Raw genomic sequence first — 23,426 nt, forward strand, 5'->3', positions numbered from 1 at the left:
GGCGACCCCGTGAACGGCCAGCCGCGTTCGGCGTCGCTGACCGCGATCGCGTCGGCCAACTACATCGCCCGGCGGCTCGACGAGTACTTCCCGGTGCTCTACACCGGCGCGAACGGCATGGTCGCCCACGAGTGCATCCTGGATCTGCGCCCGATCACCAAGTCGACCGGAGTCACCGTCGACGATGTCGCAAAACGCTTGGCCGACTACGGCTTTCACGCACCAACCATGAGCTTCCCGGTGGCCGGCACGCTGATGGTGGAGCCCACGGAGAGCGAGAGCCTGACCGAGGTCGACGCCTTCTGTGAAGCCATGATCGCCATCCGCGGGGAGATCGACCGGGTGGGCGCGGGGGAGTGGCCCGTCGACGACAATCCGCTGCGGGGCGCGCCGCACACGGCCGAGTGCCTGCTGGTCGCCGACTGGCAGCACCCGTACACCCGGGAAGAGGCCGCCTATCCGCTCGGGAAGAACTTCCGGCCCAAGGTGTGGCCGCCGGTGCGACGCATCGACGGCGCCTACGGCGACCGCCACCTGGTCTGCTCGTGCCCGCCGGTGGAGGCGTTCGCTTAAGTCGCGGGAGGCGCGGTTCAGCCGAAGCGCTCGATGATCGCCGCCGCGATCTGATCCGGTGCATCCTCCTGGATGAAGTGCTTGGCATTGGGCAGTTCGACGACGACGTGGTCGGGAAAGGCGGCGCGCATGCGCGGGAGGCCGGGGCCGGGCCGGAACGCGAAGTCCTTCATGCCCCAAACGAACAGCGCGGGTTTGGCGCCCAGCTTGGCCGGCACTTCCCGGGCCAGCCGTGCCAGCAGCGGGGCCGCGGCCAGGATCTGCCTGGGCATCTCGGCGACGCCTTTGCGGGCGTCGGGGCTGGGCTGCACCGCCCGGTAGTGCTGCATCACCGCATCGCTCGGGCGGTGCTCTGTCCCGGCGGGGACGAGACGTTCGACGAAGAAATTGCGGTGCAGGATCGCGTATTGCATTGGCGGACTTGACATCACCCGGCTGAACATCTTCGTCGTGAATTCGTCCGTCGGCCAGAACCAGGTGTTGCCCAGGATGACGCCGCGCACCCGCTCGGCGCGCTCCACCGCGACCGCCATGCTGATGGGCCCACCCCAGTCCTGGCCCATCGTCAGAAAGTTGTCGAGGCCGAGGTGGTCGACGAACTCGCCGACCACCCGGGCGTGTTCCTCGATGGTGTATCCGAACCGCGCGGGCCGGTCCGACAACCCGAACCCGAGGTAATCCGGTGCGATGCAACGGAACCTGTCGCGCAGCGCGATGACGATGTTGCGATAGAGGAAGCTCCAGGTCGGGTTGCCGTGGCACAGCAGGATCGGGGGCCCTGCCCCCTCGTCGATGTAGTGCATCCGCCCCTGCGAGCTGTCGAACCAGCGCGACTGGAACGGGTAGAGCCGGGGATCGGGGGTGAAATCGATGCTCATGGCGCTCCTTCGGTAGCGCTCACGATGCTAGGCCCGGAGTGTGACAGCGCCGAACCGCTGGGGCGCGGTTCGCCGCTAGTACCGGCCGAAGGTCAGGGCGACGTTGTGCCCGCCGAACCCGAACGAGTTGTTGATGGCGTACCGGTAGTTGCCCCGCCGCGGATTACCCGACACCACGTCCAGATCGATCTGCGGGTCCAGGTTTTCCAGGTTCAACGTCGGTGGAATGATCTGATCGCGCAACGCCAGCACGGTCAGGATCGACTCAACCGCACCGACCGCCCCGACCGAGTGGCCCAGGGCGGATTTGGGCGCGTACACCGCCGGCTTGTTGCTGCCCAGCGCGTTGTTGATGGCCTTGCCCTCGGCCAGGTCGCCGATCTGTGTTCCGGTGGCATGGGCGTTGACGTGGTCGATGTCCTCGGGCGTGAGACCGGCGAGTTGGATGGCCCGCGTCATCGCCTGGCCTGCGCGACTCCCCGTCGGGTCCGGCGCCACCATGTGGAAGCCGTCGGACGTCACGGCGGCCCCCATCAGCCGGGCCAGGATCCGAGCCCCGCGCGCCTTGGCGTGCTCCTCGGTCTCGAGCACCATCAGCGCTCCGGCCTCGCCGAAGACGAAACCGTCGCGGTCCTTGTCGAACGGGCGGCACGCGCCGGCCGGATTCTCGTTGTTGGTCGACATCACGATTCGCATGTTCGCGAAGGCGGCGATGGGCACTGCCTCGATGCGGGTCTCGACGCCACCGCAGATCGCGACGTCGGCCTCGCCGAACACCATCGCCTGCCACGCGCGGGCGATGGCTTCCGAACCCGACGCGCACGCCGACACCGGTGTCATCACGCCGGCCCTGGCGTGCCGTTCCAGGCCCACCGCCTGGGCGGCGGCGTCGGGCATGTACTTGCTGACGGCCAGCGGCGAGACCGCTTTCACGCCGCGGGCGCGCAGGGTGTCCCGGGTGAAGACCAGCTCCTCGCCGGAGCCGAATCCGGTGCCGATGGAAACCAGCAGGCGGTTGGGGTCGACCTCGGGTGAGCCGGCGTGGTCCCAGGCCCGCCGGTTGACGATGGCGGACAGGCGCGCCAGGTAGCCCGTCCGGCGCAGCTCCGCCGGGTTCAGCTCGCTGTCGAATTCCTCCAATAGGTGCCCGCCGATGCGAACCGGTAGGTCGAATTCCTCCACGAACGGGTCATCGAGCTCCCGAATCCCACTCTGGCAGTCCAGTAGCAACTTCCAGGTCGTCTCCGCGTCGGTGGCCAGCGCGGTGGTCATGGCCACACCGGTGACGACAACGTTCGGAAGTGCCTGTCCAGTAATCAGATTCGTCATGCTGCGTGGATCATCCTTTCCCAGCGCCCACCCCGGCCGTCCTCACTCCCGGACGCGCGTGTCACCAGCCCTCCGGAATGGAGGGGGAAGGCGCTCGACTCGGAACCTTCGCACCGCTCCCCGTGGCGTTGGCCGTGGCATCAACCTTGATCGAGCCTAGCGGCAAGTTGCCGTCTCGAGCGTGAAGACCCCGCCGCGACGTTCGGATTCCGCCGTAACCGGGCGTCAGCTCAAGAACGCGTTGAGGGCCGCGGCGAGGTCCGGGGACGCCGACGTGGCGAGGTTCTGGTAGCCACCACCGCTGAGCTGGGCGACCGCTTCCCACGTCGCGCGGTCCGGGTCGCCGCCGAAGTCGATGACGTTCACCGCGATGGGCTTGGCCGGGTCCGCGCTCTTGCGGATGAAATCCTGCAACCCGGGGCCGTCCAGGCTCTGGTCGGTATGGGGACCCGCCGTGATGACCAATATCGAGTTGGTCTGGCCGGGGTGGTAATTGGTCTGCAGCTCTTGGTAGATCATGCGCAGCGTGGTGAACGACACGGCACCGCCGGGCGACGAGTACTGCTTGTCCAACGCAGCGGTCAGCGCCGCCGAACGCGGCTGGCCGTTCACGGGGTCGCCCAGCGGCCCACCGGGCACCTCGGAACGTCCCTCGTGGCCATCGAACGTCCACAGCCCCACCACGGAGGTGGGTGGCAGCGCTTTGATCTTGTCCTGCAGGGCGGCGATCACGTTCGCCAGGCGGGACTTGCCGCCCTCCTGCCCGGGCATCGACTGGTCGAGCATGATGGTCGCGGCCAGCCCGCTCGACGGGCTGGCCATCGCCTCGGCCAACGTCGCGCGCATCGCGTCGTCACCCACCGACACCGTCGCCGGCAGCGCGGGGAACGTGGTGACCGGGCTGCTCGGCGGCTTCACTCCGTTGACCCGGAAGCCGGCCTTGGCCAGCTTGGCGAGTTGGTCGGGCTTGTGCATGAAGCGGGCGAACTCGCTGGCCGCCGAGGTCTGGTCCTTCGTCAGCCACGAGCCGCTGAGCAGCACCGTGGGGTAGTCGGCGACCGGCGCCGGCCCCTGCGGTAGCCAGGAGGCCAACGCGCCCTTGGCGTCGGGTAAGGACTGGCCGCGCTGGAACAGCTGCTGCTCGGTGGTGATCACCGCGTGCACCGGGGCGGTTGCCGCATCAGGGGGTCCGAGCAGCGCGTCCATCGCCTCGGTCAGCGAGTTGTTTGCCAGTTTGGGCTGCGCGCTCAGCACGGCGCGCACCGCTCCGGTGCCCTGGGTCGCCGGCGCGCCGGGAGGTGTCGACGCGGCCGCCACCGCTTCCCCGGCCAAGAACGCCGCGTCGCCGTTGCCGTTCATCGGCAGGGCAAGCCGCAGCGACCCCCACGCCGGCAGGTTCACGCCGGCCAAGCCGTTCGGGTTGGTCTGCAGCCCGGGCAGCGCCCCCCAGTTCTGATTGCCGAGCGCCCGCTGGAGTTCCGGCCGGACGGCGAGCACCACGGGTGACGTCACCAGCGACCGGCTGTCGGTGATCGTCTTCTGCGCGGTGGCGCCGGCCAGCCGCGCGGCGGAGATCGAGCTGCCGGGGATCCACAACGCCGGCTGGCCGCCCAGCTCGGCGGGCCATTTGCCGATGAACCCGTTCAGCACCGCGTCCGAGCCGGCCGGCTTGACGCTGACCTCCACGCAGTGGTCGCCGATGGGGCCGGCCGAGGAGTTGTAGCTCTCCGCGAACTGCTGCACCGAGTCGGCGATCGACGGGTCGGCGACGACGGCGACCGTTTCCTTGCCGCCCACGCAGCGGCCGGCGGCCTGGTGCGAGCGGTTGGACAACGCATCACCGAAGAAGCTCCACAGGATGACGCTGCCCACGACCACGACGACGGCGACGAGGGCCACGATGACGCCGATGCTGACTCCGCGGCGGCCGCCCTCGCTCCGATGTCCGCCCCGCCAATCGCCGAGGCCGCGGTGGCCGCGGCCGAACAGCGACGGCGACGAGGCCGGCGGCTCCGCGCTCCGCGGCCCGGGCTGGCGCGGCGGGAACTCCGGGTAGTCGTCGGCGGTCCCGGCCTCGAACGCGTCGTCGGCGGCGTAGCGGTCTTCCTCGGCGTCGAAGTCCTCGTCGACCGGATAGTCGCCCTCGTCGGCGTAGTCCTCGGTGACGGCGTCCCCGTGCCGGTCGTCGGCGTCGCCGCCTTCGTATGGCTCGTCGACGGAGTCCTCAGGGTCGGGCAAACTGTGCCTACCCATAGTGGTGCCCGTCGCCTTTCCGTCGATCCATCCGACTTGTTGTGAACCCGCCGCTGATCTTAGTCGTCAGCGGCACCGATGCTTCGCCAGCCCGATTAAGGCACGAGCTCAATTTGATTGCGCCGCGCGGGCCTTAACCTCGCGCCGGCGGCGATGCAGGATCGGCTCGGTGTAGCCGTTGGGCTGCTGCGTCCCGGTCAGGATCAGATCCTGGGCGGCCAGGAACGCAATGCTGTCATCGAAGTTGGGCGCCATCGGCAGGTACGCCGCGTCCTTGGCGTTCTGCGCGTCCACCAGCGGCGCCATCCGTTCCAGGCTGGCCCGCACGTCCTCCTCGGTGATCACCCCGTGGCGCAGCCAGTTGGCCAGCAGCTGGCTGGAGATCCGCAGCGTCGCACGGTCTTCCATGAGCGCCACGTCGTGAATGTCGGGCACCTTCGAGCAGCCGACGCCCTGGGCGACCCAGCGCACCACATAGCCGAGGATGGACTGGCAGTTGTTGTCGACCTCCTCGCGGATCTCCTCGGGGGCCCAGGCCAGTTCCTTGGCCAGCGGGATGGTCAACAACTCGTCGATGTTGGTGCGCTTCTGGCCCGCCAGCTCCTCCTGAACGGCGCCCACGTCGACGTAGTGGTAGTGCATCGCGTGCAGGGTGGCCGCCGTAGGGGAGGGCACCCACGCGGTGGTCGCGCCCGCCTTGGGCTGGCCGATCTTCTGCTCGACCATGTCGGCCATCAACTCGGTCATGGCCCACATGCCCTTGCCGATCTGCGCCTTGCCCTTGAAGCCGGCGGCCAGACCGATGTCGACGTTGGCGTCCTCGTAGGCCTTGATCCACGTGGTGTTCTTCATCGCGCCCTTGCGGATCATCGGCCCGGCTTCCATCGACGTGTGGATCTCGTCGCCCGTGCGGTCCAGGAAGCCGGTGTTGATGAACACCACCCGGTCGGCGGCGGCCTTGATGCACGCCTTGAGGTTGACGGTGGTGCGCCGTTCCTCGTCCATGATGCCGACCTTGAGCGTGGCCTGCGGCAGCCCCAGGACGTCCTCGACGCGGCTGAACAGCTCGCAGGTGAACGCGACCTCGTCGGGGCCGTGCATCTTGGGCTTGACGATGTAGATCGACCCGGTGCGGCTGTTGGTCAGCGGGCCGTTGGCGTCCCCGGTCTTCAGCCCGTGGATCGCCGTCAGGCCGGTGAACAGCGCGTCCATGATGCCCTCGAACACCTCGTTACCCTCGGCGTCCACGATGGCGTCATTGGTCATCAGGTGGCCGACGTTGCGGACGAACAACAGGCTGCGGCCCGGCAGCGTCAGCTCGCCCTGGCCGTCGGGCGTGGTGTAGGTGCGGTCCTGGTTCAGCACGCGGGTGAAGGTCTTGCCGCCCTTGTCGACGTCTTCGGACAGGTCGCCCTTGTTCAGCCCGAGCCAGTTGCGGTAACCGAGCACCTTGTCGTCGGCGTCGACGGCGGCCACCGAGTCCTCGAAGTCCATGATTGTGGTGACGGCCGATTCCAGGACCACGTCCTTGATGCCGGCGCGGTCGGTCTTGCCGACCGGCGATTCGGGGTCGACGAGGATCTCGATGTGCAGGCCGTGGTTCACCAGGAGCACCGACCAGTCGGGGGAGCCGAGCTCGCCGGTGTAGCCGGCGAACTTCTCGGGGCTGGCCAGGCCGACGGAACCGTCGGCGGTCGCGACCTTCAGCTGGCCGTCCTCTACGGACAGGCCCGTCGCGTCGGCCCAGGACCCGGATTCCAGCGGCACCGCCTGGTCGAGGAAGTTGCGCGCATACGCGATGACCTTGTCGCCGCGAATCTTGTTGTAGCTGGTGCCCTTTTCGGCACCGTCGCTCTCCGGGATGACGTCGGTGCCGTACAGGGCGTCGTACAGCGAGCCCCAGCGCGCGTTCGCGGCGTTCAGCGCGAACCGGGCGTTGAGCACCGGCACCACCAGCTGCGGGCCCGCGGTCGTGGTGATCTCGTCATCGACGCCCGAGGTCGTGATCGTGAAATCCTCGGGTTCGGGCAGCAGGTAACCGATTTCGGTGATGAACTGGCGGTACGCCTCGACGTCGAACGGCTCGATCACGCGCTGGCGGTGCCACTTGTCGATCTGGGCCTGCAGCTCGTCGCGGCGGTTCAACAGATCCCGGTTCTTCGGGGTGAGGTCGGTGACGACTTTGTCGACGCCGGCCCAGAAGCTGTCCGGGTCGATGTCGGTGCCGGGCAGGGCCTCGTTGTTCACGAAGTCGTAGAGCACTCGGGCGACGCGCAGGTTCCCCGCCGACACGCGATCAGTCATGTTTCTCCTCCATAATGAAGCCTCACCAAGCCGCCATCGGCTCGGAGTGGCAATGTCTTCAGCGTACCGAGCAGCAGCCTGGTGAGCGTATCCGCCCAAACCTGCCACACCAGGTCAGGCCGCGCTGACAGCTCTAACCATGCCGCTGCGGCGAGCCCGGGGATTGAATTCCAGCAACGCATCAGTGCGCCTGGCATCCTGCGCCCTCCAGCACTTTCTTGACTGGTAGCCGTTGAAAATCATACGGGCTCGCTACAGCCGTACTTCGCGACCATTACCCCTACGCGTCGCGCATCGTGCCGACGAGGTCCTCAACCAGGTCTTCCATGGCCACCATCGCGACCACCTCACCGCCAGCCCCGGTCACCAGCGCGAGATGGCTGTTGCTGCGGCGCATCCGCGACAACGCGTCGGCCAGCGGCAGCGACTTGGGCAGCCGCGGCAGGGGCCGCACCATCGCCAGGTCGATCACCGTCCGTGGATCGTCGCCGAGGGTGAGCATGTCCTTGATGTGCAGGTAGCCGATGAAATCGCCGTTGACGTTGGCGACCGGAAACCGCGAGTAACCGGTCTGGGCCAGGGCCTCTTCGACGGCGCCCACCGTCGGGCCGGTGCCCGCCGCGGCCACCCGCACCGCGTGGACATCGGCGAGCGGGACGGCCACGTCGCCGACCACGCGGGTGCCGATTTGCAGGGCCCGGGTCAGCCTGGTGTGCTCCTCGCGGTCCAGCAGCCCTTCGGAGCGCGATTCGGCGATCATCTCGCTCAATTCGACCGGGGAGACGGTGAATTCGAGCTCTTCCTTGGGTTCCACGCCCAGCGCGCGCACCACGACGTTGGCGCACTTGTTGTAGAACACGATGAACGGCCGTGCGGCTCGCACATAGGCCAGGTACGCGGGCACCAGCAGCATCGCGGTGCGCTCGGGACCGGCCAGCGCGATGTTCTTCGGCACCATCTCGCCCAGCAGCACATGCAGCGTCACCACGATCGCCAGCGCGATCGCGAACGACAGCGTGTGCAGCAGCGTGGGGTGAATGCCGGTCAGGCCCAGCGCCGTGCGCAGCAGGTCGGCGACCGCCGACTCGCCGATCCGCCCGAGCAGCAGCGAGGCGGCCGTGACCCCGAGCTGCGCCCCGGCCAGCATGGCCGGCAACTGCTCTCCGGCCCGCATCACCGTGACCGCCCGGGCCTTGCCCTGTTCGGCCAGCGCTTCGAGGCGGTCGCGCCGGGCCGAGATCAACGAGAATTCCGCCCCGACGAAGAAGGCGTTGACGCCGATCAGCAGGATCGCCAGGAACACGCCCCAGGTGTTGCTCATCGGGGACCTCCGGCCGCCGGGCTGTCGCCGTGCAGCTCGATCAACTCGAGCAGGTCGATCCGGCGCCCCTCCATCCGGATGACGGTCGCCTGCCAGCGCAGCGACGTGTCCAACAACCCGTCGGCGTCCAGCGCCGGCAACTGGACCGTTTCGCCGGCCACCGGGATGTGGCCGAATTCACGCAGCGCCAGCCCGCCGATGGTCTCGTAGGGTCCCTCGGGCGCGCGGAAGCCGGTCGCGGCGGCCACCTCGTCGATGCGCAGCAGACCCGAGACGCGCCAACCTGTTCCGGCCGCCACCACGTCCGGGGTGGCGTCGTCGTGTTCGTCGCGGACGTCGCCGACGATCTCTTCGATCAGGTCCTCGACCGTGACCATGCCCGCGGTGCCGCCGTATTCGTCGACGACCATCGCGGTCTGCAGGCTGTTGGCGCGGATCTCGCTCATGACGGCGTCGCCGTCCAGCGTCGACGGCACCACGGGCACGGGCTGTGCCACCGTGATCAGGGGCGTGCCCGCTCGCTCGGCCGCGGGGATGGCCAGCACCTGTTTGACGTGGACGATGCCGACGGTTTCATCCAGGTCGCCGTCGACGATCGGGAAGCGCGAGAATCCCGACTCCGCCGCCGCGGCCACCAGGTCGGCGACCGTGTCGTCGGTCTGCAGCGCCACGATCTTCGACCTGGGCGTCATCAGTTCCTCGGCGGTCCGGGCGCCGAATTGCAGGGACCGCCGCACCAACGCCGCGGTGGCCGCATCCAGGGAGCCGCTGCGCGCCGACGAACGCACCAGCGACAGCAGCTCCTGCGGCGACCGCGCCGACCGCAGCTCCTCGGCCGGCTCGATGCCCAGCTGGCGCACGATCCAGTTCGCCGCGCCGTTGGTGAGCCGGATCGCCGGGGTGAACAACAGCGAGAACAGCAGCTGGATACCCACCACGGCCCGCGCGGTGGACAGCGGCCGGGCGACGGCCAGGTATTTCGGCACCAGCTCACCGAACACCATCGATACCGATGTGACGATGACCAGCGCCAGGAACGCCATGATCGCGTCGGCGACCCGGTCGGATATCCCGATCGCGTCAAACCACGGGTGCGGCAGGTCGGCCAGCATGGGATCGGTCAGATAGCCGGCCGCCAACGTGGTGGCGGAGATGCCCAGTTGCGCGCCGGATAGCTGGAACGACAGCTTGTGGTGCGCGCGCCGGATCGCCCGGTCGCGGCGTCCGCCGCCGCGGGCGTTGGCCTCCACGGCGCTGCGGTCCAGCGTGGTGAGCGAGAACTCGGCGGCGACGAAGATCGCGTTGCCGAAGATGAGCACCGCGATGGCCAAGACGCTGATCACGGCGACGGTGACGTTCATGGATCACGCCGCCCGTTGGCCGATTGCCCGGTGGGACTCGCCGGGGAAGGCTCCGCATCGGGCGGCTCGCCCGACGGCTGCCGCAGCCGAAATCCCATGGCCTGCACGGGTGCCTGCGGCACGTCGATCCCTTCGCTGCCTGTAGCCGGTGCGGACGCGGTCGCCTCCGTCTTTGCTGACTCATGGTAGCCGGATCCGCCCCGCGTACGGTCGACCACCGTTTTCGCCGGCACCCCTCCACAACCCGCCCACCCGACTATGGGTTGCCTAACCTTACTCGGTAGGCTGTGCCCACTATGGCGTCCGAAGCCCCTCCCGAAACCCAATCAGCGCAAGTACTTCCGCGCGAGCGCTTCGACATCGCCGACGAGCTCGCGCGGATCGGCCCGCCGCCGCTCCCGGCCCTGGAACCGCCGTTCGCGCTGCGGGTCGCTCGACGCGGGGACGCGGGCATGGTGTCGGAGTGGATGAACCGCCCGCACCTGGCGGCGGCCTGGGAATACGACTGGCCGACGCCGCGGTGGGAGCGGCATCTGGGCGCACAGCTCGACGGAACGTATTCGCTGCCGCTACTCGGAAGTATCCGGGGAAATGATTGCGCCTACCTCGAATTATATTGGAGCGCAAAGGATTTGATCTCGTATTACTACGAGGCCGAGCCTCATGACCTGGGGCTGCACGCGGCCATCGCCGACCCGGCACTGGTGAACCGGGGGCTGGGCCCGATGCTGTTGCCGCGCATCGTGGCCAGCGCCTTCGCCATGGAGCCCCGTTGCCGGCGCATCATGTTCGACCCCGATCACCGCAACACCGCGGCGCGCCGGCTGTGCGAGAACGCCGGCTGCACGTTCCTCGGGGAGCACGACGCCAGAAACCGGCGGATGTCGCTTTACGCGCTGCAACGCCCGGCCACCGACGCATAGCCTCGCCATTCCGGGCGGAACGGGTCACCAGCCCAACGGCAGCGGATGGCCTTCGGCGAAGCCCGCGGTCGACTGCACCCCGACGACGGCGCGCTCGTGCAGCTCCGTCAGGTTGGCGGCGCCGACGTACGTGCACGTGCTGCGCACGCCCGACGTGATGTGGTCGAGCAAGTCCTCGACGCCGCCGCGGTCGGGGTCAAGCCCCATCCGCGACGTCGAAATGCCTTCCTCGAAAAGCGCTTTGCGCGCGCGCTCGAACGCGGTGTCGGCCGCGCTGCGGGCGACCACCGCCCGCTTGGACGCCATGCCGTAGCTCTCCTTGTAGGGCTGGTCCTCACGGTCGCGCATCAGGTCCCCGGGCGATTCATAGGTGCCGGCGAACCACGATCCGATCATCACGTTGGACGCCCCGGCCACCAGCGCCAGCGCCACGTCCCGCGGATGCCGGACGCCGCCGTCGGCCCAGACATGCCCGCCCAATTGCCTTGCCGCCGAAGCACATTCGACCACGGCCGAGAATTGCGGGCGACCCACGGCGGTCATCATCCGAGTGGTGCACATCGCCCCCGGCCCGACGCCGACCTTGACGATGTCCGCCCCGGCGCCGAGCAGGTCGCGGGTGCCTTCGGCGGAGACGACGTTGCCCGCCACCAGCGGGACGCCCAGTTCGAGCGAGGACACCGTGCGGATCGCGTCGAGCGTCTTCACCTGATGCCCGTGTGCGGTATCGATGACGAGCACATCGACGCCCGCCTCGGCCAGAGAGCGCGCCCTGGCCCCCACATCGCCGTTGATGCCGACGGCCGCGCCGACGCGCAGCCGCCCGCGCGCGTCGACCGCCGGGGCGTACAGGCCGGTCCGGATGGCGCCGGTGCGCGTCAGCACGCCGGCCAGCGTGCCGTCCGCGTTCGTCACCACCGCGACCCCGATCGGGGCGTGCTCGAGCAGGTCGAAGATCTTGCGCGGCTCGGTGCCGACCGGGGCGGTGACGAAGTCGGTGATCGCGACGTCACGCACCCTGGTGAACCGGTCGACGCCGAGGCAGCACGATTCGCTGACCAGGCCCATCGGGCGGCCCTCGAAGACGACGACGGCGACCCCGTGCGCACGCTTGTGGATCAGCGCGGTCGCATCCGACACCGAATCGTCGGGTGCCAGGACCACGGGGGTGTCGAGCACGAGGTCACGGCTCTTGACGAAATCCAGCGTCTGTTGGACGGCGGTGATCGGGAGATCCTGCGGCAGGATGACCAGGCCGCCACGGCGCGCGACCGTCTCGGCCATCCTGCGCCCGGCCACCGCGGTCATGTTGGCCACCACGACGGGGATCGTGGTGCCCGAGCCGTCGTTGGTGGACAGGTCGACGTCGAAGCGGGACTCGACCTCCGACCGGCCCGGCATGACGAAGACGTCGTTGTAGGTCAGGTCGTAGCCGGGCCCATGCCCGTCCAGGAATCTCATCGTCGTCGCCGTACCCCCTCGTGTCCTCCAGTAGTACCCCGCTAGGCGGGCACTTCGCTGCGGTCGCCGCTCCAGAGCGTGTGGAACCGCTTGTCCGGGTCGTCGTCGATCCGGCCGTAGGTGTGGGCGCCGAAGAAGTCCCGCAAGCCCTGGGTCAGCGCCGCGGGCAGCCGCTCGGTGCGCAGGGCGTCGTAGTAGGACAGCGCGGAGGAGAAACCGGGGATCGGGATGCCCAGCTGCGTGGCGGTCACCACGACGCGACGCCAGCCGTCGATCGCGGCCTCGATCGCGCTGCGGAAGTAGGGCGCGACGATCAGCGTCGGCAGGTCGGGATCTTCGTCGAACGCGTCTTTGATGCGGTTGAGGAACTTCGCCCGGATGATGCAGCCGCCGCGCCAGATGGTGGCCAGGTCGCCCGGCGTGATGTCCCAGTCATATTCGGCGCTGCCGGCCTGAATTTGGTTGAAGCCCTGCGCATAAGCGATGATCTTCGACGCGTACAGGGCCTGACGGACATCCTCGACGAATTGCTGCGCATCTCCCGGCTCGGCTCCCAGCTCGCCCGAGGCCAGCCCGGTGGTGGCCTTGCGTTGCGTCACCGAACCCGACAGCGCGCGGGCGAACACCGCCTCGGCGATGCCGGTCACCGGCACGCCGAGATCCAGAGCCGACTTCACCGTCCAGCGGCCGGTGCCCTTCTGCTCGGCCTCGTCCAGGATGACGTCGACGAGCGGCTTGCCCGTCTTGGCGTCCTTCTGCCGCAACACCTCCGCGGTGATCTCGATGAGGAAGCTGTCCAGGTCGCCCTTGTTCCATTCGGCGAACACGTCCGCGATCTCGGGCGCGGTCTTGCCCAGGCCGTCGCGCAGCAACTGGTAGGCCTCGCCGATCAGCTGCATGTCGGAGTACTCGATGCCGTTGTGCACCATCTTGACGAAGTGCCCGGCGCCGTCCGGGCCGATGTGGGTGCAGCACGGGACGCCGTCGACGTGCGCGGAGATCTCCTCGAGCAGCGGACCGAGCGACTTGTACGACTCGGCGGGGCCACCGGGCATGATCGACGGGCCGTTGAGCGCGCCCTCCTCTCCGCCGGAGATGCCGGCGCCGACGAAGTGCAGGCCCCGGTCGCGCATCGCCTTCTCGCGGCGAATGGTGTCGGTGTAGAGGGCGTTGCCGCCGTCGATGATGATGTCGCCCTCTTCCATGGCGTCGGCGAGCTCGTTGATGACGGCGTCGGTTGGGTCACCGGCCTTGACCATGATTAGCACCCGCCGCGGCTTCTCCAGGGCGTCCAGAAACTCCGCGATGGTCTCCGACCGCACGAACTTGCCCTCGTCACCGTGCTCTTTGAGCAGCGCGTCGGTCTTGGCGACCGACCGGTTGTGCAGCGCCACGGTGTAGCCGTGCCGGGCGAAATTGCGAGCGATGTTCGAACCCATCACTGCCAGTCCGGTGACGCCGATCTGCGCGGTCGCAGTCTTGGAACCAGTCGGGGTATCCGACGAACCCATGTCTTCGCCTCTCGAGTCGGAGAACCTTGCCCAAAAGCTTTCCGTCACACTGTGGCACAGCGGACATGCGCCCGCCCGGGGTGATGGCTGCGCGGCGTTGCCTCAGACGTTGAACAGGCGCCGCAATTCCGTGAGCCACGGGACCGCCAACGCGACGGTGGGCACCACGAACACGGCCGCCGCCGCGAGGTAGGCGGCCGCCGACAACGCCAGGCTGTTGCCGTCTCCGCACAGCCGGCGCACGCGGACCACCGTGCTGGTGCCGCCCGCGGCCAATGCACCCGACGGCGCCCGCCCGGACGCGCAGGCAACCAGGGCCCGCGCCAGGGGAGCGCGGCCGGCCGCGCGCACGGCGGCGTCGTCGGCGAGCAGCTCGACGAGCAGTTGAACCGCGCCGAGAGCGTTCGCGCTGCGCACCAGCCGCGGGAACGCGGCGTGCACCGCGGTGAAGGCCTCGAGAACCAGGTCGTGCCGGGCTCGCAGGTGGGCCCGCTCGTGGGTGAGGATCGCCGCGACTTCCGCATCGGCGAGCGTGCTCAGCGCCCCCTCGCTGACCACTACCCGACTGCGCACGCCGGGCAAGCAATAGGCAAGCGGCTGCGCAACATCCAAGACGCGAAGGTCGCGCGTGTGGGCACAGGGCTGGGGAAGCGCGGCGTCGTGGCCGACTCCGACCAGATCGACCACCATGCGGTGATGGGCCCGCCGTCGCCGGTTGGCGATGGCCACCCGGATCACGGCGACCATCAGTCGCGCGCCGACCAGCACCGTCAGCGCGAAAACGCCGATGTATGCCGCCCACAGCGGCCAGCCGAGCCGGCCGGCGTCGCCCACGATGCTGGCGGTGGGCCGGCCGTCGGGACCTGGCATGAGCAGCCGAGTGGCGATCGCGATCCCGGCGCTGAACGCGGAGAGGACCGCTGCCAGCGCGATGGCCTGCCACAACACCATTGCCGCCCGGGGAGCGCGCAGCGGCCAGCTCGCGCGTGCCAGCAAGGCCGGTACCGGACCGACCAGCAGCACCGCGAGGATGGTGAAGGCCAGCGCGGACACGCTGTCAGTCTCCCTCAGTCCTCCGTCAACGCGCCAGCGGATGACGCGTCATTGCGTTGATTGGCTTCCAGCTCGGCGAGCGCTCGCCGCAGCGCGTCCGCCTCGTCGGCGCCCACCCGCTCGACGAAGTGCACCAGAGCGGCCTGCCGACCTCCGGAATCCTCGGCCTGGGCCAGCGCGTCGACCATGAGCCCCGCGACGAGCTCGTCGCGGCCGTGCACGGGTGCGTATCGGTGCGCGCGGTCGTCGCGGATCTGGGAAACCAGGTTCTTCTTCGCCAGCCGTTGCAGCACGGTCATGATCGTCGTGTAGGCAAGATCGCGTCGCGCGGACAACGCATCGTGGACCTGGCGGACCGTTTGCGGTTCCGGCGTGGACCACAAGTGGTCCATCACCGCGCGTTCCAGATCTCCGAGCCGGGTCAGTTTCGCCATAGTGCGTTCTCTCCTGAGCGTCGAGGCACATCTTACTCCGGATTACTACCGACGGTCGTACCGAAGCTTCCGGGGGCGCCCCGGAATTGATGCTTGCGAAATTAGGGCAGCCTTGCCTATGCTAACCCCGTCGAGCGAACGACGACCGCGGCGAGTCCTGAGGGCTGCAGTGACCCCGGGTCGACTCGATCGGCGAGCCCCGTGCCCCAGTGGCACGGGGCTCAGCCGTTCTCGGGTGGTCATGGTGTAAACACAGAACGTGCCTGACCCTCGGGAAGCGACCCTGCCGCCGGATTTCACCGCGCCTTTCGATCAGGAGATCGGGCTGCAATTCACCGAACTCAGCCCCGACGGCGCCCGGGCCCAGCTCGAGGTCACCCCCAAACTGCTGCAGCCGATGGGCCTGGTGCACGGCGGCGTGTACTGCTCGATCATCGAAAGCATGGCCAGCGTGGCCGCCTACACCTGGCTCGCCACCCGCGGCGGCGGGAACGTCGTAGGCGTCAACAACAACACCGACTTTCTGCGCTCCATCGGCTCGGGCATGGTGTACGGCGCCGCGGAACCGATCCACCGCGGCCGGCGCCAGCAGTTGTGGCTGGTCACCATCACCGACGCCGACGACCGGGTGGTCGCCCGCGGCCAGGTTCGGCTGCAGAACCTGGAGGCCTAGCCCGCCCGCCGCCAAGCGTGGCCGGGCGCGTCCCGCCTCGGGCGCCGTGGCAGGATCGGAGAACGTGCTCCTTACGCCGCACGAACAAGAGCGATTGCTGTTGTCCTACGCCGCCGAACTGGCACGCCGCCGCCGTGCCCGGGGCTTGCGGCTGAACCACCCGGAGGCGGTTGCCATCATCACCGACCACATTCTGGAGGGCGCGCGCGACGGCCGCACCGTCGCCGACCTGATGGCCAGCGGCTGCGACGTGCTCAGCCGCGACGATGTGATGGAGGGGGTGCCGGAAATGCTGGCCGACGTACAGGTGGAGGCGACGTTCCCGGACGGCACCAAACTTGTCACCGTCCACCACCCGATCGCATGATTCCCGGCGAAATCCTTTTCGGCAGCGGCGATATCGAGATAAACACGGACGCGGAGCGGATCGAGATGCAGATCATCAACACCGGGGACCGTCCGGTACAGGTCGGCAGCCACGTCCACCTGCCCCAGGCCAACTCGGCGCTGTCGTTCGACCGCGCCGCCGCCCACGGCTGCCGGTTGGACATCCCGGCCGCCACCGCAGTCCGCTTCGAACCCGGTGTGCCGCAACGGGTCCGACTGGTGCCGCTGCGCGGAAGCCGCGAGGTGCATGGCCTGACCCTGACGCCGCCCGGACGGCTCGACGACTGATGGCGGGCCTGTCGAGGGAGAGCTACGCCCAGCTTTTCGGCCCCACCACGGGCGACCGGATCCGGCTGGCGGACACCGATCTCTTCGTGGAGATCACCGAAGACCGCAGCGGGGGACCGGGACTGGCCGGTGACGAGGCAGTGTTCGGCGGCGGCAAGGTGCTGCGCGAGTCGATGGGCCAGGGACGCGCGACGCGCGCCGAGGGCGCGCCCGACACCGTGATCACCGGGGCGGTCATCATCGACCACTGGGGAATCGTCAAGGCCGACATCGGCATTCGCGACGGCCGTATCTCCGCGATCGGTAAGGCGGGTAACCCCGACACCATGACGGGCGTGCACCCGGACCTGGTGGTCGGGCCGTCCACCGAAGTCATCGCCGGCAACGGCCGGATCGTCACCGCGGGCGCCGTCGACTGCCACGTCCACCTGATCTGCCCCCAGCTCATGGCAGAGGCGCTCGGCTCCGGGATCACGACGATCATCGGCGGCGGCACCGGGCCCGCCGAGGGCACCAAAGCCACCACCGTGACCCCGGGCGCATGGCACCTGGAGAGGATGCTCGAGGCGCTCGACGGCTGGCCGGTGAACTTCGCGCTGCTGGGTAAGGGAAACACCGTCAGCGCCGAGGGATTGTGGGAGCAATTGCGCGGCGGGGCTTCGGGTTTCAAGCTGCACGAGGACTGGGGGTCGACCCCGGCAGCCATCGACGCCTGCCTCACCGTCGCCGATGCCGCCGGCGTCCAGGTGGCGCTGCACACCGACACCCTCAATGAGATGGGATTCGTCGAAGACACCCTGGCCGCGATCGCCGGGCGGTCGATCCACACGTATCACACCGAGGGCGCCGGGGGCGGCCATGCTCCCGACATCATCACCGTCGCAGGCAAACCCAACGTTCTGCCCAGCTCCACCAACCCCACTCGCCCCCACACGCGCAACACCCTCGACGAGCATTTGGACATGTTGATGGTCTGCCACCACCTCAATCCCCAAGTGCCGGAAGACTTGGCCTTCGCCGAGAGCCGGATTAGGCCGTCGACCATGGCGGCGGAAGACCTGCTGCATGACATCGGCGCGATCTCGATGATCGGCAGCGACTCGCAGGCGATGGGCAGGATCGGGGAAGTGGTGCTGCGCACCTGGCAGACCGCGCACGTGATGAAACGGCGACGGGGCGCGCTGCCCGGCGACGGTGCCGCCGACAACATGCGGGCGCGGCGCTACGTGGCGAAATACACCATTTGCCCCGCCGTCGCACACGGGCTGGACCACGAGGTCGGATCCGTGGAAGTGGGCAAGCTGGCGGACCTGGTGTTGTGGGAGTCCGCGTTCTTCGGCGTCCGCCCGCACGCGGTGCTCAAGGGCGGCATGATCGCGTGGGCGGCGATGGGGGACGCCAACGCGTCGATCCCGACGCCGCAACCGGTGCTGCCCCGTCCGATGTTCGGGGCCGCGCCGGCCGCGGCGGCGGCCACCTCGGTGCATTTCGTTGCGCCGCAGGCGATCGAGGCCGGCCTCACCGAGCGGATCGCGGTCAATCGGCGCCTTGTCCCCGTGCGCAATACCACCGGGCTCGGCAAGGCGGCCCTGCCGCTCAACGACGCGCTGCCCGACATCGAAGTGGACCCGGACACGTTCACCGTGCGGATCGACGGCGAGGTCTGGCAGGAGGACCCGGCAACGGAATTGCCCATGGCGCAACGCTATTTCCTGTTCTGAGGCGCATGTCCGCACTGGCAACGCTGCTCGCCCTGGCCGATTCCCGACTGCCGGCCGGGGGCCACGTGCATTCCGGTGGTGTGGAGGAGGCGGTCACCAGCGGCCTGGTGACCGGCCTGGACTCGCTGGAAGCCTTCCTGTGCCGCCGGATTCGCAGCTCCGGCTTGGTCAGCGCGTCGATCGCGGCGGCGGTCCAGCGCGGCGACCTCACCCCCGACGCGGCCGATCGTGAGACCGATGCCCGCACGCCCGCCCCGGCCGCCCGCGAGGCGTCGCGCAGCCAGGGGCGCGGGCTGGCGCGGCTGGCGCGACGGGTCTGGCCGGACGCCGACTGGGCGGAAATCGGCGCACGGCCGCACCTCGCCGTCACGGCGGGGCGGGTCGGCGCCATCAGTGGACTGAACCCCGAGCACACCGCCTTGACGATCGTCTACACCACCATGACCGGCTCCGCGACCGCCGCCCAGCGGCTTCTCGCTTTGGACCCGGCCGACGTCGCGGCGTGCACGTTTCGGCTGGCGGACCTGTGCGAGCGCACCGCCGCCGAGGCGGCCATCGGGCTGGCCGACCTGTCCGACCCGTTGCTCGACACGCTCGCGCAGCGCCATGCCGAGCGGGAACGCCCGCTCTTCGTCTCCTGATTGTGCTGCGGCGCAACTACTTCCGCGCCGGAATCGCGTCGGCGTACGGCGCGTCGCTCTTGGCGTGCGCCCGCGTGAACACGAGGTACAGGATTCCCAGACCGACGATGGCCACCGACATCAGCAGGATGATGTAGTCGTCGTACCACGGCTGGTGCGAGTCCCGCGGCCAGGAAAGGTTCACGATTGCCGCGACGCCGTAGGTCAGCGCGCCGATGTTGACGGGCACTCCCCACCGGCCCAGCCGGTACTTGCCGTTGGGCGCCCAACCTTTGATCCTCGCGCGCAGGGCGGCCAGCACCACCATCTGGAAGGCGATGTAGACGCCCACCGAACCGAAGCTGACCAGCTTGGTGAGCGCGTCGCGGGAGATCAGCGACCCGACGATCAGCACCGCCGGGATGATGACCGCGATGAGCAAGGAATAGGGCGGCACGTGTCGCTTGTGATCGAACCGCGCCAGCAGCTTTGAGCCGACGATCATGTCGTCGCGGCCGTAGGAGTAGATGAGCCGGCTGGCGGCGGCCTGCAGGCTCAGCGCGCACGACACGAACGAGATCAGCACGATGCAGAGGACGATCTTCGCCCCGATGCCGCCGAACGCGGTTTTCAGGATCGTGTCGATCGGATCGGGGTCCTTGCCGCTGATCACCGCGCCGAAGTCGGTGACCGACAGGATCAGGCTCAGGCACACGAAGGTGGCCGCCGAGCCGCCGACGTAGATGGTGCGGCGCATGGCCTTTGGAATTTGTATGCCGGGGTTGCGGACCTCCTCGGCGACGTCGCCGCAGGCCTCGAAACCGAAGAATTGGTAGAGCGCGATCAGGCTGGCGGCCAGGAAGGCGTAGGTGTAGCTGTGGTGGCCTTGCGCGCCGAAGCCGTGGAACAGCACGCCAAGATTGTGATGGCGCTGGGTGCACAGCAGCCAGACGCCGACCACGATGGCGCCGATCAACTCGGCGCTGAAGCCGAAGATGGCGAAGTAGCCCAGAATCTTGGTGCCGGTGAGGTTGATGACAGTGGCCAGGGCCAGCATGACGAGCGCGCACAGGACCGTGGCGTGCGGAGAAGGCTTGAAGCCGAAGACGTCTGCGACGTACGGGCCCGCGCCGTAGGCGGCGTCCGCCAGGAGCGCCAACAGTGTGAACATGTAGACCCATCCGGTCATCCATGCCCATTTGCGTCCCCACAGCCGGCGCGCCCAGGGATAGACGCCGCCGGCCACCGGGAACTGGGCCACCACTTCGCTGAAGACCAACGCCACCAACATCTGTCCGGCGCCGGCGATCAGCAGGCTCCAGATCATCGGTGGGCCGGCGGTGGACAGCGCGAATGCGAACACCGTGTAGATGCCGACCACCGGTGACAGGTAGGTGAACCCCAGCGAGAAGTTCGCCCATGGGCTCATGTCCCGCTTGAAGTCCGACTGGAAGCCCAAAGCCTTGAGCTGGGCCTGGTCCTCGTCGTCGGGCGTTATCCCCGCCGAGGTGGGCGTTTCTAAATCGTCTTGGGCCGCAATCGGTTTCGAGTCGACGGCCAAATCGCCTTCCCAACCCGCCGGGGACCGTTTGGCCGGCTTTGTGAAGAACATCTGCACTGATTCCAATCGTCGTCGAGAAAGAGGTGTGCGTGTGAAGTCCCGCACCGAGTCACGGGGTTGGCTACTTTTGCGTTGCCTCCTTGATCAATGTCGCGGCCGTGCGCTTGAGGACGTCGCGTTGTCGGGTTACGTCGGCCATCGCCTTCCGCAGCGCGATGAGCTCTTCGCGTTCGCCGGCGGCGCCGTCGTCCTCGGCGGCTGCGTTCGGCGCGACCCAGCGGCCCGCGGGGTCGTCGTGCATTCCGGTCTCGCCGGCCAGCGCGGGAATCACCTTGTGCCGCGCGCCCGCTCGGAGACGGCCCTGCTCGCCGCGCGGCGCGTTGACGACGCTGGCCACCGGTCCTATCGGGGGCATTCCACCGTAGAAACCCGGTGCGACGGTGCCGGCCTGCGGCAGACCGTCCAGCCCGGCGCTGGGCAAGGCGGCTGCGGCGAGCCGGATCGCGGGCGATGTGCCCCACGACTGCGGGACCGACAGCTTGCCGACCGACACCGACTCACCCAGGCCGGCCGACACCCCGGCCGAAGCGCCCGAGCCGGGCGAATTCACCAGGGCAGAACCGGATCCGGAGACCTGAGACGCGGCACTCGCCGGCGCGGAGAGCGAGTTCACCAACGGATTCCAGGCCGCGGCCACCGGCGGCGCGAGCGTCAACAGGGCTCCGGAAGCGTCGAAGTTCAGACCCTCGGAGAGGATCTGGTAGCCGATGGTGTTTTCGCTGAAGTTGTTGAAAAGGTCCACCAGCGAACCCGATCCGGCGGACGGGGCCGATGCGCCCGGCGACGTCGGGGCGCCCGTCGACGAAGATTGCAGCAGGTTGGGAATGTTCGACAGCGTTGACGTGGTGTTGGAGCCGCCGGTGGCGGCGGCCTTCATGACCGTGGAGTTTTGGTCGGTCGTGCCGTCCGGGTTGGTGGTCTGCTGCGGTGCCGCGAACGGCGTCAGCCGGGTGGCCGCCGCCGAGGCGCCGGTGTAGCCGTACATCGCCGCGGCGTCCTGGGCCCACATCTCGGAGTACTGCGCCTCGGTAGCCGCAATCGCCGGGGTGTTCTGCCCCAACAGGTTGGTCGACACCAGCGACGCCAACAGCGCCCGGTTGACCTCGATCTGCGGCGGCGGCACGGTAGCCGCGAACGCCGCCTCGTAAGCCGCCACCGCCGCACCCAGCTGGCTGGCCGTCTGCTGGGCCTGCGCGGCCGTGCTGTTCATCCACGACACATAGGGCGCCACCGCGGCCGCCATCGCGGCCGACGACGGACCCACCCACGGCCCGCTTGTCAGCTGCGCCGCCACGGCGCGATACGAGGTCGCCGCCGAACTCAGCTCGGAAGCCAGCTTTTCCCAGGCCGTCGCGGCCGTGACCAATGGCGCCGATCCCGCGCCCGCGTACATCCGGGCGGAATTGACCTCGGGAGGCAAGGCCGCAAAATTCAGTGTCACAGCATCGCCTCCTTGATCAGGCGGGCTGCCGCGTCGCGTTCGGTCGCCACCTCGGCGATCTCCCTGCGCAGCTTGTCGAGCTCTTCGCGTTCGCGCTCGCTCAGTGCGCTGGCGACATGCTTGCGCGTCCGCTGCGGCGCCGCGGGCATGACCGCCGCGCGCTCGTCGGCGCCCGCCTCCCCGGGGGTTGCCGGGACGACTTTTTGGCCGGCGCCGGCGCCGGCGCGTGCGCGCGACTGCTCGCCCCTGGGCGCGTTGACCAGGCTGCCCACCGGCGGGATACCGCCGAAGAAGCCGCCGGGCGCGGGGATTTCGGCCTGCGGCGCGCCGCCCAGCCCGGCCGTGGACAGCGGCGACGCGCTCCCCGCGAGCCGGATGGCGGGGGAGTCGGCCCACGTTTGCGGTACCGACAACTTGCCGACGGTGGCGGATTCGCCCAGACCCGCCGAAACCCCGGCATTGCCAAGGGAGCCCGCGGCCGGCGAATTCGCCAGGGTACCCATGCCGGCGTCCGCCGGCGACACGTCGGCCGCCGCGGCCGCCGTCGAGGGCAGCGCCAGCCCGTAGAGGCCGCCCATCAGCGGCGTGATGCCGGAAGCCGTGAACAAGGGCCCACTGATGACCAGGGCCCAGTTCCCGATGTTCTGGGTCAATTCGTTGAGACCGGTCGGTCCGCTGCTGGGGCTGAACAGGCTGCCCAGGTGCGGATCGAGGTTCGATGGGCTGACAATCGAGCCCGCCGAGATGTTCTGCAGCATGTTGGGGACGGCGTTGAGTGCCGACTGCGTGCTGGACCCGGTCGCCGATTGCCCGGCCTGGCTGACCGAAGCGGCCTGCATCGTCGTGCCGTCCGGGTTGGTGGTCTGCTGCGGTGCGGCGAACGGCGTCAGCCGGGTGGCCGCCGCCGAGGCGCCGGCGTAGCCGTACATCGCCGCGGCGTCCTGGGCCCACATCTCGGAGTACTGCGCCTCGGTGGCCGCAATCGCCGGGGTGTTCTGCCCCAACAGGTTGGTGGCCACCAGCGACGCCAACAACGCCCGGTTGACCTCGATCTGCGGCGGCGGCACGGTAGCCGCGAACGCCGCCTCGTAAGCCGCCACCGCCGCTCCCAGCTGGCTGGCCGTCTGCTGGGCCTGCGCGGCCGTGCTGTTCATCCACGACACATAGGGCGCCGCAGCGGCCGCCATCGACCCCGACGACGGGCCCACCCACGGCCCACCCGTCAGCTACGGCACGATCGCCCGATAGGCCGCGGCCGCCGGGGCCAATGCGGC

At 69.0% G+C, this 23,426-nt stretch carries 19 protein-coding genes and 1 pseudogene; 7 read left to right on the plus strand and 13 right to left on the minus strand.

The features are described from left to right. Positions 1-573: pseudogene (locus A5697_RS23650) on the plus strand (glycine dehydrogenase (aminomethyl-transferring)); the annotation flags it as partial. Positions 574-590: 17 nt separating this feature from the next. Here A5697_RS23650 and A5697_RS23655 read toward each other — a convergent pair. The 6 genes from A5697_RS23655 to A5697_RS23680 form a co-directional block, all read right to left on the minus strand. Then, positions 591-1,451 (minus strand): haloalkane dehalogenase, encoded by an 861-nt coding sequence (locus tag A5697_RS23655; RefSeq protein WP_068012215.1) that lies wholly within the window; start codon positions 1,449-1,451, stop codon positions 591-593. Between the two features lie 75 nt (positions 1,452-1,526). Then, the gene (gene kasB, locus A5697_RS23660) at positions 1,527-2,780 is read right to left on the minus strand and encodes a 3-oxoacyl-ACP synthase KasB (protein WP_067950383.1); all 1,254 of its coding nucleotides are present in this window, start codon (positions 2,778-2,780) and stop codon (positions 1,527-1,529) included. A gap of 225 nt (positions 2,781-3,005) precedes the next feature. Continuing rightward, positions 3,006-5,033, minus strand: coding sequence for a substrate-binding domain-containing protein (locus tag A5697_RS23665; protein WP_068012216.1), 2,028 nt, complete (start codon positions 5,031-5,033; stop codon positions 3,006-3,008). 108 nt (positions 5,034-5,141) lie between these two features. Further along, positions 5,142-7,337, minus strand: coding sequence for a malate synthase G (locus A5697_RS23670; RefSeq protein WP_068012217.1), 2,196 nt, complete (start codon positions 7,335-7,337; stop codon positions 5,142-5,144). 280 nt (positions 7,338-7,617) lie between these two features. Next, a complete protein-coding gene (locus A5697_RS23675) occupies positions 7,618-8,658 on the minus strand; it encodes a hemolysin family protein (protein ID WP_067950389.1) in 1,041 nt (346 codons plus the stop codon). Then, positions 8,655-10,019, minus strand: a complete 1,365-nt coding sequence (locus A5697_RS23680) for a hemolysin family protein (RefSeq protein ID WP_068012218.1) — start codon at positions 10,017-10,019, stop codon at positions 8,655-8,657. Before A5697_RS23680 ends, A5697_RS23675 begins: the two co-directional genes overlap by 4 nt. Positions 10,020-10,315: 296 nt before the next feature. Between A5697_RS23680 and A5697_RS23685 the strand changes: the two genes are divergently transcribed. After that, on the plus strand, positions 10,316-10,942 hold the full coding sequence (locus A5697_RS23685) for a GNAT family N-acetyltransferase (RefSeq protein WP_067950393.1): 627 nt from the start codon (positions 10,316-10,318) through the stop codon (positions 10,940-10,942). A gap of 24 nt (positions 10,943-10,966) precedes the next feature. Here the strand turns inward: A5697_RS23685 and A5697_RS23690 are convergent, their stop codons facing one another. From A5697_RS23690 to A5697_RS23705, 4 genes are all read right to left on the minus strand, one after another. After that, entirely contained in the window at positions 10,967-12,403 is a 1,437-nt protein-coding gene (locus A5697_RS23690; protein ID WP_067950395.1) for a GuaB1 family IMP dehydrogenase-related protein, read from the minus strand. 41 nt (positions 12,404-12,444) lie between these two features. After that, complete coding sequence (gene gndA, locus A5697_RS23695) at positions 12,445-13,914, minus strand: NADP-dependent phosphogluconate dehydrogenase (RefSeq protein ID WP_067950398.1); 1,470 nt, start codon at positions 13,912-13,914, stop codon at positions 12,445-12,447. A gap of 102 nt (positions 13,915-14,016) precedes the next feature. After that, complete coding sequence (locus A5697_RS23700; protein ID WP_068012219.1) at positions 14,017-14,967, minus strand: M56 family metallopeptidase; 951 nt, start codon at positions 14,965-14,967, stop codon at positions 14,017-14,019. A gap of 14 nt (positions 14,968-14,981) precedes the next feature. Continuing rightward, positions 14,982-15,401 (minus strand): BlaI/MecI/CopY family transcriptional regulator, encoded by a 420-nt coding sequence (locus A5697_RS23705; RefSeq protein WP_067950401.1) that lies wholly within the window; start codon positions 15,399-15,401, stop codon positions 14,982-14,984. Between the two features lie 259 nt (positions 15,402-15,660). Here A5697_RS23705 and A5697_RS23710 point away from each other — a divergent pair, with 259 nt between their 5' ends. The 5 genes from A5697_RS23710 (at position 15,661) to A5697_RS23730 (ending at position 19,111) form a co-directional block, all read left to right on the plus strand. Further along, entirely contained in the window at positions 15,661-16,074 is a 414-nt protein-coding gene (locus tag A5697_RS23710) for a PaaI family thioesterase (RefSeq protein WP_067950404.1), read from the plus strand. Positions 16,075-16,138: 64 nt separating this feature from the next. Next, on the plus strand, positions 16,139-16,441 hold the full coding sequence (locus A5697_RS23715; protein ID WP_067950406.1) for an urease subunit gamma: 303 nt from the start codon (positions 16,139-16,141) through the stop codon (positions 16,439-16,441). Next, positions 16,438-16,749: an urease subunit beta gene (locus A5697_RS23720; protein ID WP_068012220.1), complete on the plus strand. Its 312-nt coding sequence runs from the start codon at positions 16,438-16,440 to the stop codon at positions 16,747-16,749. Before A5697_RS23715 ends, A5697_RS23720 begins: the two co-directional genes overlap by 4 nt. Then, a complete protein-coding gene (locus A5697_RS23725) occupies positions 16,749-18,470 on the plus strand; it encodes an urease subunit alpha (RefSeq protein WP_068012221.1) in 1,722 nt (573 codons plus the stop codon). Before A5697_RS23720 ends, A5697_RS23725 begins: the two co-directional genes overlap by 1 nt. A gap of 5 nt (positions 18,471-18,475) precedes the next feature. Beyond that, positions 18,476-19,111: an urease accessory protein UreF gene (locus A5697_RS23730; protein WP_068012222.1), complete on the plus strand. Its 636-nt coding sequence runs from the start codon at positions 18,476-18,478 to the stop codon at positions 19,109-19,111. A 16-nt stretch (positions 19,112-19,127) separates the two neighbouring features. Here the strand turns inward: A5697_RS23730 and A5697_RS23735 are convergent, their stop codons facing one another. The 3 genes from A5697_RS23735 to A5697_RS28665 form a co-directional block, all read right to left on the minus strand. Next, the gene (locus tag A5697_RS23735) at positions 19,128-20,702 is read right to left on the minus strand and encodes an APC family permease (protein WP_156673424.1); all 1,575 of its coding nucleotides are present in this window, start codon (positions 20,700-20,702) and stop codon (positions 19,128-19,130) included. A 70-nt stretch (positions 20,703-20,772) separates the two neighbouring features. Beyond that, positions 20,773-22,152, minus strand: coding sequence for a PPE family protein (locus A5697_RS28660; protein ID WP_082953561.1), 1,380 nt, complete (start codon positions 22,150-22,152; stop codon positions 20,773-20,775). Beyond that, positions 22,149-23,378, minus strand: a complete 1,230-nt coding sequence (locus A5697_RS28665) for a PPE family protein (RefSeq protein ID WP_304442492.1) — start codon at positions 23,376-23,378, stop codon at positions 22,149-22,151. Before A5697_RS28665 ends, A5697_RS28660 begins: the two co-directional genes overlap by 4 nt. Positions 23,379-23,426 lie beyond the last annotated feature (48 nt).

This window comes from Mycobacterium sp. E3251, assembly GCF_001666835.1.
Taxonomy (GTDB): Bacteria; Actinomycetota; Actinomycetes; order Mycobacteriales; family Mycobacteriaceae; genus Mycobacterium.

Coding starts and splice junctions, on each gene's coding strand:
- A5697_RS23655 (WP_068012215.1), bottom strand. CDS start 1,451: ATGAGCATCGATTTCACCCCCGATCCCCGGCTCTACCCGTTCCAGTCG.
- kasB (WP_067950383.1), bottom strand. CDS start 2,780: ATGACGAATCTGATTACTGGACAGGCACTTCCGAACGTTGTCGTCACC.
- A5697_RS23665 (WP_068012216.1), bottom strand. CDS start 5,033: ATGGGTAGGCACAGTTTGCCCGACCCTGAGGACTCCGTCGACGAGCCA.
- A5697_RS23670 (WP_068012217.1), bottom strand. CDS start 7,337: ATGACTGATCGCGTGTCGGCGGGGAACCTGCGCGTCGCCCGAGTGCTC.
- A5697_RS23675 (WP_067950389.1), bottom strand. CDS start 8,658: ATGAGCAACACCTGGGGCGTGTTCCTGGCGATCCTGCTGATCGGCGTC.
- A5697_RS23680 (WP_068012218.1), bottom strand. CDS start 10,019: ATGAACGTCACCGTCGCCGTGATCAGCGTCTTGGCCATCGCGGTGCTC.
- A5697_RS23685 (WP_067950393.1), top strand. CDS start 10,316: ATGGCGTCCGAAGCCCCTCCCGAAACCCAATCAGCGCAAGTACTTCCG.
- A5697_RS23690 (WP_067950395.1), bottom strand. CDS start 12,403: ATGAGATTCCTGGACGGGCATGGGCCCGGCTACGACCTGACCTACAAC.
- gndA (WP_067950398.1), bottom strand. CDS start 13,914: ATGGGTTCGTCGGATACCCCGACTGGTTCCAAGACTGCGACCGCGCAG.
- A5697_RS23705 (WP_067950401.1), bottom strand. CDS start 15,401: ATGGCGAAACTGACCCGGCTCGGAGATCTGGAACGCGCGGTGATGGAC.
- A5697_RS23720 (WP_068012220.1), top strand. CDS start 16,438: ATGATTCCCGGCGAAATCCTTTTCGGCAGCGGCGATATCGAGATAAAC.
- A5697_RS23725 (WP_068012221.1), top strand. CDS start 16,749: ATGGCGGGCCTGTCGAGGGAGAGCTACGCCCAGCTTTTCGGCCCCACC.
- A5697_RS23730 (WP_068012222.1), top strand. CDS start 18,476: ATGTCCGCACTGGCAACGCTGCTCGCCCTGGCCGATTCCCGACTGCCG.
- A5697_RS23735 (WP_156673424.1), bottom strand. CDS start 20,702: ATGTTCTTCACAAAGCCGGCCAAACGGTCCCCGGCGGGTTGGGAAGGC.